Source organism: Rhodanobacter sp. L36, from assembly GCF_009765755.1.
In the GTDB taxonomy this organism is placed as follows: Bacteria; Pseudomonadota; Gammaproteobacteria; order Xanthomonadales; family Rhodanobacteraceae; genus Rhodanobacter.
In genome coordinates this window covers 785,576-799,465 of sequence record NZ_LMUV01000011.1, presented here as the reverse complement: position 1 = coordinate 799,465, position 13,890 = coordinate 785,576, and the positions used below count along the sequence as shown (strand labels likewise).

General features: G+C 62.1%; 10 protein-coding genes. 3 read left to right on the top strand and 7 right to left on the bottom strand.

Annotation, left to right across the window (positions count from 1 at the left end; translation table 11 throughout):
* Positions 1-191: 191 nt before the first annotated feature.
* Positions 192-2,000 (top strand): ATP-binding protein, encoded by a 1,809-nt coding sequence (locus tag GSQ73_RS13270; protein ID WP_158884739.1) that lies wholly within the window; start codon positions 192-194, stop codon positions 1,998-2,000.
* On the opposite strand, the gene GSQ73_RS13265 is transcribed toward GSQ73_RS13270, so the two are convergent.
* The 3 genes from GSQ73_RS13265 to GSQ73_RS13255 all read right to left on the bottom strand — a co-directional run bounded on the left by GSQ73_RS13265 (position 1,997) and on the right by GSQ73_RS13255 (position 7,087).
* The gene (locus GSQ73_RS13265) at positions 1,997-2,710 is read right to left on the bottom strand and encodes a response regulator transcription factor (protein ID WP_158884737.1); all 714 of its coding nucleotides are present in this window, start codon (positions 2,708-2,710) and stop codon (positions 1,997-1,999) included. The genes GSQ73_RS13270 and GSQ73_RS13265 overlap by 4 nt on opposite strands.
* Before the next feature lie 128 nt (positions 2,711-2,838).
* The gene (locus tag GSQ73_RS13260) at positions 2,839-6,168 is read right to left on the bottom strand and encodes a protease pro-enzyme activation domain-containing protein (protein WP_158884735.1); all 3,330 of its coding nucleotides are present in this window, start codon (positions 6,166-6,168) and stop codon (positions 2,839-2,841) included.
* Between the two features lie 316 nt (positions 6,169-6,484).
* On the bottom strand, positions 6,485-7,087 hold the full coding sequence (locus GSQ73_RS13255) for a hypothetical protein (RefSeq protein WP_216844781.1): 603 nt from the start codon (positions 7,085-7,087) through the stop codon (positions 6,485-6,487).
* Between the two features lie 358 nt (positions 7,088-7,445).
* Here GSQ73_RS13255 and GSQ73_RS13245 point away from each other — a divergent pair, with 358 nt between their 5' ends.
* The gene (locus GSQ73_RS13245) at positions 7,446-9,023 is read left to right on the top strand and encodes an SDR family oxidoreductase (protein ID WP_158884729.1); all 1,578 of its coding nucleotides are present in this window, start codon (positions 7,446-7,448) and stop codon (positions 9,021-9,023) included.
* Between the two features lie 4 nt (positions 9,024-9,027).
* Here the strand turns inward: GSQ73_RS13245 and GSQ73_RS13240 are convergent, their stop codons facing one another.
* On the bottom strand, positions 9,028-9,525 hold the full coding sequence (locus GSQ73_RS13240; protein ID WP_158884727.1) for a hypothetical protein: 498 nt from the start codon (positions 9,523-9,525) through the stop codon (positions 9,028-9,030).
* A 225-nt stretch (positions 9,526-9,750) separates the two neighbouring features.
* The gene (locus tag GSQ73_RS13235) at positions 9,751-11,394 is read right to left on the bottom strand and encodes a M28 family peptidase (RefSeq protein ID WP_158884725.1); all 1,644 of its coding nucleotides are present in this window, start codon (positions 11,392-11,394) and stop codon (positions 9,751-9,753) included.
* A gap of 186 nt (positions 11,395-11,580) precedes the next feature.
* Between GSQ73_RS13235 and GSQ73_RS13230 the strand changes: the two genes are divergently transcribed.
* Positions 11,581-12,282 (top strand): pirin family protein, encoded by a 702-nt coding sequence (locus tag GSQ73_RS13230; RefSeq protein ID WP_158884723.1) that lies wholly within the window; start codon positions 11,581-11,583, stop codon positions 12,280-12,282.
* A 56-nt stretch (positions 12,283-12,338) separates the two neighbouring features.
* Here GSQ73_RS13230 and GSQ73_RS13225 read toward each other — a convergent pair whose 3' ends face one another.
* Positions 12,339-13,244, bottom strand: a complete 906-nt coding sequence (locus tag GSQ73_RS13225; RefSeq protein WP_158884721.1) for a sulfotransferase — start codon at positions 13,242-13,244, stop codon at positions 12,339-12,341.
* Between the two features lie 167 nt (positions 13,245-13,411).
* Positions 13,412-13,890 (bottom strand): glycoside hydrolase domain-containing protein (locus GSQ73_RS13220; RefSeq protein ID WP_174236102.1); only part of this gene is annotated, 479 nt, incomplete at its 5' end.

Sequence of the window (13,890 nt, the reverse complement as noted above, 5' to 3'; positions counted from 1 at the left end):
ACACTTGCGCTGCGGCTTGCGATTCTTACGCGCAGATGATGTTGAATGGCAGAAAGCGGCGTCGCGGCAACGCGGCGCCGCTTTCTTTTTAATTCGCGTTGTTCGTGCACGACGGTCCGACCTGTCCCCCAACCCGCATCTGCGACATCATGGGCGTTGCAACTTTGCGTGCCCGGGGTGAGGAAACGTCGATGTTCGAGCGCCTGCGAATCTGGTTGAACCGGTTGCCGATTGCCGATCCGGTGGATCGCAGCAATGCGTTCTTCATGCAGTTCTTTTTCGCGTTGATCGGTTGCGTGCAGTTGTTGAACAAGGCGTTCATTCTTGAGCAGGCGAACTGGAAGCTGCTGTACGTGCGGCACAGTTATTTTTTCCCGTGGCCGCACTTGCCGATGGTGATGGACCTGAGCACCGATGTGGCGATGGCGGCGTCGGCGTGGTTCGGCATTTACCTGATTCGCACAGGCCGTTTCCGCACCGCGGTCATCCAGTACCTGAGCGTGCTCATGGTGTCGGCGATCCTGTTTTTCGCCACCGTCGGCGTGCCCGATTCGCGCGATGACGCGTCGTTTTTCGAAGCCCTCATCATCAGTGGATTGATGCTCGGGCGTCGCGCGCTGTGGACCATCTTCGCCGCGACCATGCTGGTCTACCTCACCGGCATCACCACCGAGGTGCTGGCGCCACCGAACCTGCCGATGCTGCTGCGCAGTGCGTTTTCCGAACTGCCCGGCACGGTCTACACGTATGTCACGGTGGCGATCATCATCGATTTCAGCGCGCAGGCCTTGCGCAACAGTCTCGCGCGATCGCATGCCGATCATCACCAGCTGCAACTGGAAATCGCCGAGCGCGAACAGGTGCAGGAACAGCTGCTGCACTCGCGCAAGATGGATGCGGTGGGCCGGCTTGCCAGCGGCATCGCGCACGACATCCACAATGTGCTCGGCATCATCCTGGGCTTTGCGCGCGTGCGCGAGCGCGTCGACGAGCCGGACCTGCAATTCGGCGAGGACGCGCCGATTCTGGTCGATGCGCTCGAAGGCACGGAACTCGCCGCGCGTCGTGGCGCCGCGATCTGCCGCAAGCTGCTCAACTTCAGCCGTCGCGATGTGGCGCGCGCCGAAACCTTCGACATGCTATCCACGATCGAGGAAGTGCGGCCGCTGCTCCACCAGCTGCTGCCGCCGTCGGTGCGACTGGTGATCGAAAGCGAGCCCGGCGATTTAGCCATCCATTTCGATCGCAACCAGTTCGAGCTCGGCCTGCTCAACCTGGTCAGCAATGCACGCGATGCGATGCCCGATGGTGGCGTCTGCACGATCTCCGTCAGCCGGCCGTCGTCGTCGCGCGCGTTGCTGTCGGTGCGCGATACCGGCATCGGCATGTCCGATGATCACGTGCAACGCATCTTCGAACCCTTCTTCACCACCAAGCCTTCGGGCAGTGGCACGGGCCTCGGGCTCAGCGTGGTCTACAACCTGGTGCAGAGTGCCGGCGGGGAAATCAGTGTCGAGAGCGAAGAGGGTCGCGGCACGGTTTTCCACATCGCGTTGCCGACCACGCTGCCTGCGACGCAGCCTGAGTTGGTGACAAGCGACGATGTCGTGCGCGTGTTGCTGATCGACGACGACGACGATCTGCGCACGTTGCTCGGTGCTGCGCTCGAAAGCAGTGGCTGTCTTGTCGGCTTGGCGGCGAGCGGCGCGGAAACCGAGCGCTTCATCACGCAAACAACGCAGTTGCCCGACGTGCTGATCTGCGATCACCGCATGCCGGATACGGACGGGCTGAGCCTGTTGCGCAAGCTGCGTCTGCAGATGCCGGATGTGCCGGCGATCCTCATTTCCGCTTATCTCGAAACCGACGGGCAACCACCGGGCTTGATCGATCCGCTCAGCGAACGCCTGCCCAAACCATTCGCGCCGGACGTGCTCGTGGCTCGCGTGCATGCGGCGGCGAAACGTCATCGTGCACTACTTGCGGCCGCGTCCGCCTAGGGCACGAACACGTAGCCCTGCCCCTGCACGGCGTTCAACGGAAGCGACCTGCCGAGTACGCGCAACACCTTTTTACGCAAGCGATGAATCATCGAATCGAGGCGGTGCGGATCGTAGGCATGCACGTTGGTAGTCACCGCGCCGATCAACGCTTCGCGGGTGACCAGCGTGTTGGGCGCTTGCAGCAGCGGCGACAGCACGCGACTCTCAAGCTGGGTCAGTGCCACGGTCTGCCCGTCGGGTGACAGCAGGCACCAGCCATCGGCATCCAGGCGCCAGCGCGCGCTGGTCGCAGCCGGCATGGTTGATTGCAGACGGCGCGCCAGACTGTGCAACGTGGCGGCGAGCAGGTCGATATCGACAGGCTTGGACAGGTACGCATCCGCGCCTTCGCTCAGGCCGCGGATGCGGTCGGTGGTTTCGCCGCGCGCGGTGAGCATCACGATGCCGACGCCTGCATGCTCCGAGCGCAGTTTGCGCGCCACGTCGAATCCACTGGCGTCGGGCAGGCCCACGTCCAGCACCACGATGTCTGGCGTCAGTTGCCGCATCTGCTGCTCGATGTCCGACGCGTGGCCGATCGCCTGCACCATGAAACCGAATTGTTTCAGGCTCGGCACCAGCACGCGGTCGCGCAGAAGCTCGTCGTCTTCCAGCAGCAGCACGCGCAGCGGTGAATGCGCCTTGGCGGGTGTTTCGGGTGGAAGCATCGAAACGTTCATCGACAGGAGGATTCGACAAGCATACCAATCCGGTCCCGCGCGGATGCTTCGTGCACGCATGTCCAAAGAAAAAGGCCAGGCAAGAGCCTGGCCTTCTCTTTCGGCGTGCTGTTGCTTCAGTGATGTCCGGCGATGGCCGAACCCTGCAGTCGATTGATCTGGATCTGCGTGCCGGCAGGAATCTTCAAGAGGCTGCCGAATGCATCGGCGACATCGAAACCGAGGAAGTCGGTGCCGGTGCTGAGCCACTCCGTCACGGTGCCGTTGGTATTCAACCAGAGGATATCGGCGCGGCCGTCACCATCGTAGTCGGCGATGCCGGCCATGCTCTCGTTGGGTCCGAACGAGCGGGTCTGCTGCGCGACGACCTGCGTGCCGTTCATCAGCCACCACATCATCTGGTGCGTTTGCGGGTTGGTCCAGATCAGGTCGGTCTTGCCATCGCCATCGATGTCGCCTGCGCCGTACAAGGTGAAGTTCTTCGCGCGTCCGGCCACTTTGGATTTGACGAAGCCGCCGTTCTGGTCATTGATCCAGATCTGCACGTCGTTGACGAACGTCTGCCCGCTGGTCCACACGATGTCCGCATAGCCGTCGCCATTGACATCGGCGAGCGTCGGCGTGTATCCGGCGACGCCAGCCATCGCAGGCGATGCGCTGGTCACCGGCAGACCCGTGTCGAGGCTGAGGTCGATCTTCAACCAGCTGAACTGCGACGTCTGCGCGTTGAACCAGAACAGTTCCTGCATGCGGGTGCTGTCGACCATCGCCGAACCCATCAGCGTCCAGCCGACCGGATACGGCGTGCCAGCCGGATACGGGAAGAATCCGCCGATCGCCGTCGATGCCCAGAGATACAGGCCGTTGTCGGGATCGACGATCGCCAAGTCATCCGCCTTCAGTCCGAGCAGATCGAATGAAGGTGCGAAGTTGCCGATCGCACCCACACGATAACCCGTGCCACCGAGTGGTTGCGGGACGCTGGAGAGCTCGACGTTGCCTTTCATCGCCAGTGACGAGAGCGTGCCCTTGGCTGGATCGACCAGGGCGATGTCGCTGTAGCCATCGTTGCTGAACTGCGCATTCAAGGAGAGGAAATCCGCCGGCGCGGCATAGGTTCCGCCGCGCAAGGGCTGGTCGTACTTGACGATTGCGTTCACCAGATTGCTGACGTTGACCGTGCCCAGGCCGGTCGCCTGGTCGTAGCCTGCGTTGGTCTGCCATGCCGGTGACAGCGTCTGCGAACCGCCGTTGCCGCCTTCGGTAATGCCGAACTGGTTGGAGAGGTTGGTGCCGGAATAGCAGCCGATCGAACCGCTGAAGCACGGCTGCACGATGTCGCCGACGGTGACGTCGTTGAACACGCAGGTGCTGTCCTCGCTCGCGCCTTTGGACGAGTTGCATGCCGCCAGCAGCTGGGTGTTGGGCGCGCCGTTGGTGCCGTATTCCTTCGCGCCGATGTTGTACAGCGCAGGCAGGATGTTGCCGCTGCGATCACCGACCGCTGCGTTGATCAGCGCCTGCACGCCGGCCATGGTCGGTGCCGCGAACGAAGTGCCGCCGGCACTGTTGAAGTACACGTCATCGGGGTTGCTGTAGTCGCAGGTGGTACCGCCCTCGCTGGCATCCGACATGCAGTACACCAGCGCGTGGCCGAAGATGCCGTTGGCGGAGAACAGCGAGACGTCGGGAATCGTGCGTTGCTGGTGGTTGGTCGAGCCGTAGATGCCTTCCTGCCATTCCGCCTGCCCATGCACAAAACTCGCGCCGCCACCACCGCCGCCAATCTGCAGATAGTCCTGGCCGCGGCCCACGCTGTCGTTGCACGCGGTGACGCCGTCCGTGTAGCCGAGCAAGGTGTACAGCGTGACGCCCGCGCAGGAGTTGTTCCAGGTCTGCTCCGGGATATAGCTGATGGCGGACTGATAAAGCGCCTGGTTGGTCGGCGACCAGTACTGGCTGATCTTGCCGCGATCGTTGAAATCGGTACCGCCCACGGCAACGTCCGATGGCGAGGACGCCATGCCGTTGGCCTCGGGACCATACGTCGCGCCGAACAAGGCGCCCTGATCGCAGCCTGCCGAACCGGCGTCGCCCGTCGATACGAACGTGGTCGCGCCCTGCGCCGCCAGCGACGACCACAGAATGTCGGCGAGGTTGGTATCGCCCGCATCATTGATCTCGCAGGCACCGTAACTCAGGCTGAGAATCGGCGGTGCCGAAGGCGGCAGCCCATGCTGGCCGTCCTGCTGATACAAGTTGGCCGCCAGCAACGGACCGAAGTTGGACCCCACGTCCGCGCAGGACGCCAGCACGATGTTCGCATCCGGTGCTGCCGCGCCAGCCCACTCGACATCGAGCGCGGCCTCGCCTTCATCGCCAGTGATGCCCGGGTCCAGACAGGAGTTGTCGCCGGCAGCGTCGTTCGGGTGAACGATGCTCACCATGCCGGCCGCATCGGCAGGCAGGAACGCCTTGCGGAACGCGGTGACGTCGGCGAGGTTGATGTTTGTGCGCTCGAGCAGCACGACCGTCTGCCCTGCGCCGCGGTTGCCTTTGCTCCACAGCGGCTTGACGTTGTAGACCTGGTTGAAATCCGCCGGCGTCATGTCGTAAGTGATGTTGGGATCAGCCGTGCCCGGCGGCACCGTGATCATCGGCTGCGCCTTGCCGTTGCCGCTCGCGGTCGCCTTCGATACCGTTTTCCATGCGCCGGATTTCCTGTCCATGACGACCGTGCCGATGTCGACGTGTTGCGCCTTCGGGAAGAAATTGCCGAGCGACGCCACGCCCTGCACAACGGGCGCGAGCGCGGCCGGAATCTGCTGCGCGTCGAGATTGCCGAAATGCGTCTGGCCGTCTACCTTGAAGTTATGCAGGCGCGTATGGAAAGCCGTCTGGACGGCCGAAGCACTGCCGCCGAAACGGATCAGCATGCCGTCGGGCGACACGGAGCGAACGTTGAAACCCTGCGACGAGAGCCACTGCTTCACCTTGCCGATATCCGATGCTGCCGGTCCGAACATCGTTCCGACCTGCGCCGCCGTCAGCCAGTGGTGGAAATAGGGCGAGCCAGGCCGCGTGAGTTCGCTCAGATAACCGCGAAACTGGCCTTCTTTCTCGTCGCTGCGCTTGAGCAGCAAGGTCATGCTGCCGATCTGTGCGGTGGGCGCTACAGCGCCAGCATCGAACTTGGTGAACGCGGGCGAGAGCTGGCTGCCCGCGATGGTCGCCAGCTTGCCGTTGCTGACCGTCGCGGTGATGCGCGGCTCATCGGTGGGCACGTCGGGAAAGTAGCCTGGCGTCGCTCGCGCCAACGCAGTGGCGGCAGGCGGTGGCATCGTGGTTGTTTTGGCCAGCGTCGTTGCCTGTGCGCCGCATGTCAGCGCACCCGCAACCAGCAAGCCCGCCACGGCGAGCCTTGACCTGCATGTGTCGATTCGCATATCCGTCATCCCCATCGAGTCATAGAAGCGTCATGACTGACCGGGTCGTGTCGACGCATCGACTGCCCATTGCCTCGTCCGCTGCATGGCGCGCACCGCTGTCGTCCGATCGACAGCACTGCCGGAATCTAGATCGATGACGAACACATTGCACGCATCCGGAATCACTGCGACATCACCGCGAAGTCGCGGCGACTCACCGGTTCTCACCGGGCGAGAAAATAGGTCGGCTCCGGATACGAATCACGACGTGATTCACGGGCATCCTCGTGCGGAAGCGACGGGCAACCGATGCCCGCCGCTCGGATAAAACGGATCAGATGCCGTCGTCGGCCGGCAGCGTCAGCTCGGCCTTCTGCCGGGCTTCTGCGTTATCCCACTTGTGCATGTAGTCGAGTTTCCTGGCGGTGATATCGGCGGCGTTGGTTTGATACCACTGCTGCGCGGCCGGCGTGATGGTGATCCAGTCGGTCGAACCCATCCAGTCACGAAACTCCGGCGAGAGCGAATTGTATTTCGCGTCGGATCGATGGTGGATCGGAAGCAACGAGAAGCGCGCCTTCCACACGCCCATGCGCGGGCTCACCAGCGCGTAGTACGTTTTGCCCGCATCGAGATGCGCGATCATGAAATCCGCATTCTCAGCCACCACCATGAACAAGTGATCGCCGGGCTCGGCCTGGTAGGCGATCTTGGTCTTGGTCGAAACGATGCCGATGAAGTTGTCGCTTTTCGCGTGCGTGTCATATACCGACGACTGGATCGCGCCGCCGAACATCGAAGGCCGCATGAATACCACCATCGCCTTGCCCGGCTCGGGCGTGGGCGCGGCACCGGTCGACTTCACCATCAACGACGACTGGCAGCCAGCGAGGCCGGCCAGCAAAAGAATGCCCAAACTCCATCGAATCAGTCGCATTGTCATTTCCCCCTGTGGATGCAACAAAGTGATGTCGCTTCAGCGCGACTTGTTCCCGCACACATTCCGGATGTTCGGCTCATCGCTGACGTGGATGGCGAACGAAAGTCTCGAACGGCGTTTGTTCGACGCCGTGAGTAAGGCGATGGCCGCCTGCTGCATGCTGTTCGATTCCCCCCGGAATATCGGCGAAGCATAGCGTGAGCCCAATGCGTGCCGCACGACTTTCCTGCATCGTCGGATCGGTCGAACACGCGCAGCCATTCCACCTTTTCACGGCACGCCGCCAAAAAAGGCAAAATACGCAGTTGGGAACGCGGACTTGCGCCTCTCTCGTTACTTTTGCGGATGACATGACTTGAAGACCACGACGGCCACGGCCTCACCTGACAACACCGATACTGCGCTGCTCGAACGTCTGCGCGCTGCGGCCGAACTGCTCGAATCGGTCGCTGTCGATCGCGAATTGCTCGACGCGCTGCCGGCCGAAGATCGCCAGCGACTGCATCAGGCCGTGGCCAGCGTCTATCACCCTGATCCGGTCGCGCGTCGCATCAAGATGAAAGCGGCGGAGAAAGCACGCCATGCCACGAAGATCAGCGCGGAAGATTCAGTGTTGAACAACACCGGCATTCGCGAACTGCGGCGCCGGCCGGTGTTCACCACGCCAACCGTGTTCGCGCCGGCGGGTTTCGAAGCGCAGGACATTCCTGCCGATGTCGATGCCGCGCAGCCGCGTGAGTCGATCGAGCCGCAACACTGCTACGTGTGCAAGCAGAAGTATTCGACGATTCATTTCTTCTACGACCAGCTGTGTCCAGCCTGCGCGCCGTTCAACTACGCCAAGCGCACCGAGACGGCGGACCTACGCGGACGCGTCGCGCTGCTCACCGGCGGTCGGGTAAAGATCGGTTACCAGGCCGGGCTGAAACTGCTGCGTGCCGGTGCGGAACTCATCGTGACCACGCGTTTTCCGCGCGACTCGGCGGCACGCTATGCGGAGGAACCGGACTTCGCTGACTGGGGCCATCGTCTGCAGATCTACGGCCTCGACCTGCGCCATACGCCGAGCGTCGAAGCGTTCTGCCAGGAGTTGATCGCCACGCGTCCGCGGCTGGATTTCATCATCAACAACGCGTGTCAGACGGTGCGTCGCCCGCCGGATTTCTACGCGCACATGATGGATGGCGAAACGGCCGCCTTGCATGACATGCCCGAAACCGTGCGTCATCTGGTCGGCCACTACGAAGGCTTGCGCAGCTCGCACATCCTGCCCGAGACCGATGCGTCTGCCATGGCATTGCGCGGCAACGCTTCGAGCGTGCCCGGCCTGACACGCGCGGCGGAACTCTCACAGCTGCCTCTGTTGCCGGAAGAACTGCTCGCGCAGCAACACCTGTTTCCCGAAGGCCGACTCGATCAGGATCTGCAGCAGATCGACCTGCGCAGTCGCAACTCATGGCGATTGCTGATGGCCGAAGTCCCGTCGGTCGAATTGCTGGAAGTGCAGCTGGTCAATGCGATCGCGCCATTCATCATCAACGCGCGACTGAAGCCTTTGATGCTGCGCACGCCGGATCGCGACAAACACATCGTCAATGTGTCGGCGATGGAAGGCCAGTTCTATCGCAGCTTCAAGACCACGCGCCACCCGCATACCAACATGGCGAAGGCCGCGCTCAACATGATGACGCGCACCTCGGCCACCGACTACCAGAACGACGGCATCCACATGAACAGCGTCGACACCGGCTGGGTGACCGACGAGGATCCCGCCGAACTGGCGGCAAAGAAAGTGCTGGAGGAGCGCTTCCACCCGCCGCTCGACATCGTCGACGGCGCCGCGCGCATCGTCGATCCGATCATCCACGGCATCAACAGCGGCGAGCATGTGTGGGGACAGTTCCTGAAGGACTATCGTCCCACCGACTGGTGAGCTTTCAAGGCTCGGTGATTTTCACCATCCCGTTGTACCTCCCGTATTCGGTGCTGTTGAAATAAACCGAACCGCCGTGCGGCAATTGCCAGTTCGCGCGGAGCGACTGATATGGGTTCAAGCCGTCGGTGATGCGTTGCGGATCGGTGCGGCCGAACAACTGCACGAGCTCAGCGAGATCCTGGTTGTCCTGCCCTGCGCCGTGCGTCTTCGTGGCGACGCTGGTCACCACGCCATGTCTCAGGCCGACTTCCACATCGGCGCCGTGCATGAAACCGGGGCGCTGGTTGATGGAGATGTTGACAATGACCGTACCTTCATCAGGCACGCTGCTTGAAGTTTTTGCCGGACCGGACGGCCATTTGAAGCACACGGACCGATCATCCGGAAGATAACTGCCCTGTCGCTGCGCACACTCTCGCAGTTTGAGTGGCTGATGCATGGCAATGCCGAACAGATCGTCGGCAACGCTCGCCCCACTCCATCCGATCATCAACAACATCACGCCACCCACGAGCCTGTTCGCCGCATGACTGCCTCTCCGTTCTGCATTGTGCAGGAACTCTAATGCAGCACACGCTGACGTCAGCGTGGCGAAGGTCACGGATGAGCAACGCCTGCATGCGTTCGCGTCATGCCCGATGAGGTTTGTCTTCGCGCCGGGCTGCGTGCCGCGGCCGATCAGCCATATCGCTGATACGGGCAATCCGGAGAACCCAACGGAAAACTAGCGGTTATCGGGGCCGGACCGGCTGAAATCGCTACCCGGCTTCCATTGCGGAAACGTGGTTTCCATCGAGAGCTTGCTGCCGACCATGTAGAGCAGGCGGAGATCCTGCACCAGGCCGCGCAGGTCCCAGTTCGGCTCATAGACGTCGGATGGCTGGTGATAGCGATTGGCGATGTAATCGTCGTAGGCCTTGCGTCCGGCGGCCACACCACCTTCGCGCAGGTCCCAACCCGACCGCGCATACAGCACCGGAACGCCGGCTGTCGCAAAATTGAACTGGCCGGAGCGCGCGAAAAATCCCTTGTCCGGGAGCGGATCAGGCGAGAGTACGCGATGCTGCCTCCGTGCCGCTTCGGCAAGATCGTCATCGAGTTCGGACTGACCGTAGCCGATCACCGCGATATTCCTGCTGGGACCGATCACCGTGAGCGCGTCGGTGTTGATGTCGGCGACGGTGAGGTTGAGCGGCACGACGGGATGGCTGATGTAATAACGCGAGCCCAGCAGGCCGGACTCTTCCATCGTGAATGCCATGAACATCACCGTGCGCTCGGGCCTGGGACGGCGATGCGAAAACGCTTCGGCAATTTCGAGCAGGCCACCGACGCTGGACGCGTTGTCGACGGCGCCGTGGAAGATGCGGTTTCCGTCGCGACCCAGATGATCCCAGTGCGTGGAATAAATCACCGTTTCACTCGGCCGCTTGCTGCCAACCAGTTCGGCGATCACGTTGTGCGACTGGCCGGTGCTGACGACACTGTCGATGGCCACGCTGGCCTTGGCATTGAGCGACAGGGGTTTGAACGTCGGCAAGTCGGCAGTCTTCTCCAGCACGGCAAAATCCGCATTGGCGGAGGCGAACAGTTTTTGCGCGGAAGCGGTCGTCAGCCAGCCTGCGATCGAAAGACGCGCTCGCGCATCGTCCGATGGCGGAAGGCTGAAGCGTGTCGTGCCCCAATTGTTTCGCGCCACATTCCACGACAATCCCGTCGCATCCGCGTCATGCACCAGCAACGCGGCCGCGGCACCGTGCCGCGCAGCATCCTCCAGCTTGTGGCCGAACCACGTGAGTTTGCGGCCCTTGAACAGCATGGGATCTTCGTTGCGCCATCCCGGTTCGTTGACGAGGATGACGACGGTCTTGCCTCGCACATCGACACCGGCATAGTCATCGCGATGCTGATCGGGTTCCACGAGTCCGTAGCCGACGAAGACGACCGTCGAATCCTTGATCTCCGCATGCGGCAGGTTGGCCGGCGACGCCAGCACGACGTCATCACCGAAAACGAATTGCGCATCGCTCTTGTTGCCATGGATGTGCAGCTTCACGTTTTCCGGGTGTTGCAGGACGGTTTTCACATACGGAACCGCTTGCAGCCAGCTTCCGTTGTTGCCCGGTTCCAGGCCCATCCGCTGAAACTGCCGGATCAGATAATCGGTAGTGAGCTGCTCGCCGTGCGTGCCCGGCGCGCGTCCCTCGAACGCGTCGGAGGAAAGCACGCTTGCATGCACGCCAACGTCTGCTTCGATGATGCCCGGAGAGAACATCGCATTCCGGGCACGCGCCTGGTCATCACCTGAATGGTGATGGCAGGCAACGACGAACAGGCTGGCGACGGCCGTCAGGACAAGGCGTTTCAAGCAATCTCCCCCGAGATAGGACGCGCCATGTAATCAGTTGTCATCATGGAGTGCAATCCCAAAAGAAACGCGAGAACTTGCGGCTCTGGCGACAGACTGTTTCCCTCGTGATCACTTCGGTCCGGACAGGCGCAGCCCCATGTTTTGGCCATCCATATCACCGATGCAGCCCTGAGGAAAAAAACCATGATCGAACGCAGACCCTTCCACCGGCTGGGCGGAGCCAACCACGGCTGGCTCGATGCCAAGCATCATTTTTCGTTCGCCGGTTACAACGAGCCGCAGCGAATGGGATGGGGCGCGCTGCGCGTGTGGAACGACGACACCATCGCCGCGAAGTCCGGCTTTCCGCCGCATTCGCATTCGGACATGGAAATCATCACTTACGTTCGCGAAGGTGCGATCACTCATCGCGACAACCTCGGCAACGAAGGACGTACCGAAGCGGGCGATGTGCAGGTGATGAGCGCGGGCAGCGGCATCACCCATTCCGAATTCAATCTGGAATCGGACGTCACGCGCATTTTCCAGATCTGGATCATTCCCGACACGCAAAGCCAACCACCGTCGTGGGGTGCGCGACCGTTTCCGGTGGGCGATCGTTCCGGCCGCTTCGTCGCGCTGGCGAGCGGCTTCAAGGAAGACGCCGACGCCCTGCCCTTGCGCACCGATGCGCGTGTACTGGGCGCCACGCTGAAAGCCGGCGAAGTTGCCGAGTACGTTCTCGGGGCCGGTCGCCTTGGTTACCTGGTGCCTTCCACCGGCGCGGTCGAGATCAACGGCGTACGGATCGATGCCCGCGACGGCGCGGCCATCCGCAACGAGAGCGCATTGCATGTCACCGCACTTGAAGATGCCGAACTGGTGATGGTCGACGTGGCGTCATAACCGCTGCACTGAGGCCATGCATGACATCGGCATGGCCTTGCGTTGCAGAGGATCGATCAGCGGCAACTTCGCTGCGATGCATCGCGCGCTGTCTTTGCAATGTCCTTGGCACCCAGGCAGCGGCGCAGCTCGTCGTATGGCAGCAGCTTGTCCTGCAGCCACTGTCGAACTTGCGGGCCGAATACTTGTTCTGCCTTGCGCAAGGACGGCTGCGGCACACCGCTGACCGCATCCTGTTTCCATGGTTCGCTGTCGAGGTCGGTGACGATCTGTGCGCAGCTCCGGTCAAGTTCTGCGTTGGAATCGAGATCGAGGAAGGTGCAGAGTCGGTGCCACTCGCCATTGCGGTCCGCGATCAGATCCTCGAGAAAGATGAAGTGATGTCGCGGTCGGTTCTTGTACGCGAGGTGCATCTTTACTGCATGATTCCAGCGACGTGCCCAGTGGATGGTGCCGCCGCCAAACGCGTTGTTTCGATCGAAACGCATGTTGGCATCGGCCACGGATGCCAGTACGTCTTCTCCCGCGCGGATCACGTGCACGAAGCGCGCTTCCGGCACCTGATGTTCGATCTCCGGGACGTACAACAGGTGATATGGCGTTTTCTCGACCCACATCGAGCAACCGGCCGCGTCAGCGCAGCCGTCCAGCATCGTGATGAACTGGCACACGCAGCCGGTGACACGACGGGAGATCGGGCCGGCATGCACGCTGCTTGGCAGACTGCGCCGCAATGCCGCCAGTTTCATGCGTGCACGCTTGTGCGCAAAACCGAGCCGGTGACGCAGGCGAATTTTCCGCGGCTTCGCCCCGCGATCGCCCCAACGCCATTCCAGGCTTCCGTGCAGGTATTCAAAAAACGCCGTTTCGGGGAGCGTCAGTACGGCAGGATGTCGCGCAAGCAACGCCTGCACCAGCGTGGTGCCCGACCGCGGGCAACCAACAATGAAGGTTCGTCGCATTCGTCGCATTTCCCGAAGAGAGCCACCCATGAGTCAGCGGCATCGATTCGGTCAACGCACTTTGTACCGCTGTCGTTGACGCGGCGTAGCGTCAACGACAGCGAATGATCCTGCGGCTCGTGTCGCAATAGATTTCAAATCGCAAATGAATTCGAAATCTGCCGGCTTCAGCTCGCGGCTTTGCCAAACGATGGCGGACGATCCGCAGCTGCCGCACCGAATTGCTTGTTCGGCGTGCTGCCCATGTCGAACGCCAGCGTTCCGCCGGCCGCAAGGTCGGCATGGCTGATCCAGCTGCGTGTCCACGGCTTGCCGTTCCAGCTCACCGACTGGATGTACGGCTTGCCCGGTCCATTGCCGCTCGCCTGTACGACCAGCTTGCGATCATTGCCCAGGTCGATCTCCGCGCGATCCAGCAGCGGGCTGCCGAACACATAGTTGGTGCTGACCGGATCCACTGAATAAAGACCCATGGCGCTGAGCACGTACCACGCGCTCATCTGGCCGCAATCTTCATTGCCGGCAAGGCCGTCGGGCTGATCCTCGTACATGGTTTCCAGCAGCATGCGCACGCGCGCCTGCGTCTTGTAGTGCGAGCCGGAGTACGCGTAGAGATACGCCACGTGATGGCTTGGCTCGTTGCCGT

What these genes read in the sequence shown, in the direction of transcription:
- GSQ73_RS13260 (WP_158884735.1), bottom strand. Translation starts at nt 6,168, where the DNA reads ATGCGAATCGACACATGCAGGTCAAGGCTCGCCGTGGCGGGCTTGCTG.
- GSQ73_RS13270 (WP_158884739.1), top strand. Translation starts at nt 192, where the DNA reads ATGTTCGAGCGCCTGCGAATCTGGTTGAACCGGTTGCCGATTGCCGAT.
- GSQ73_RS13255 (WP_216844781.1), bottom strand. Translation starts at nt 7,087, where the DNA reads ATGCGACTGATTCGATGGAGTTTGGGCATTCTTTTGCTGGCCGGCCTC.
- GSQ73_RS13240 (WP_158884727.1), bottom strand. Translation starts at nt 9,525, where the DNA reads ATGTTGTTGATGATCGGATGGAGTGGGGCGAGCGTTGCCGACGATCTG.
- GSQ73_RS13265 (WP_158884737.1), bottom strand. Translation starts at nt 2,710, where the DNA reads ATGCTTCCACCCGAAACACCCGCCAAGGCGCATTCACCGCTGCGCGTG.
- GSQ73_RS13225 (WP_158884721.1), bottom strand. Translation starts at nt 13,244, where the DNA reads ATGCGACGAACCTTCATTGTTGGTTGCCCGCGGTCGGGCACCACGCTG.
- GSQ73_RS13230 (WP_158884723.1), top strand. Translation starts at nt 11,581, where the DNA reads ATGATCGAACGCAGACCCTTCCACCGGCTGGGCGGAGCCAACCACGGC.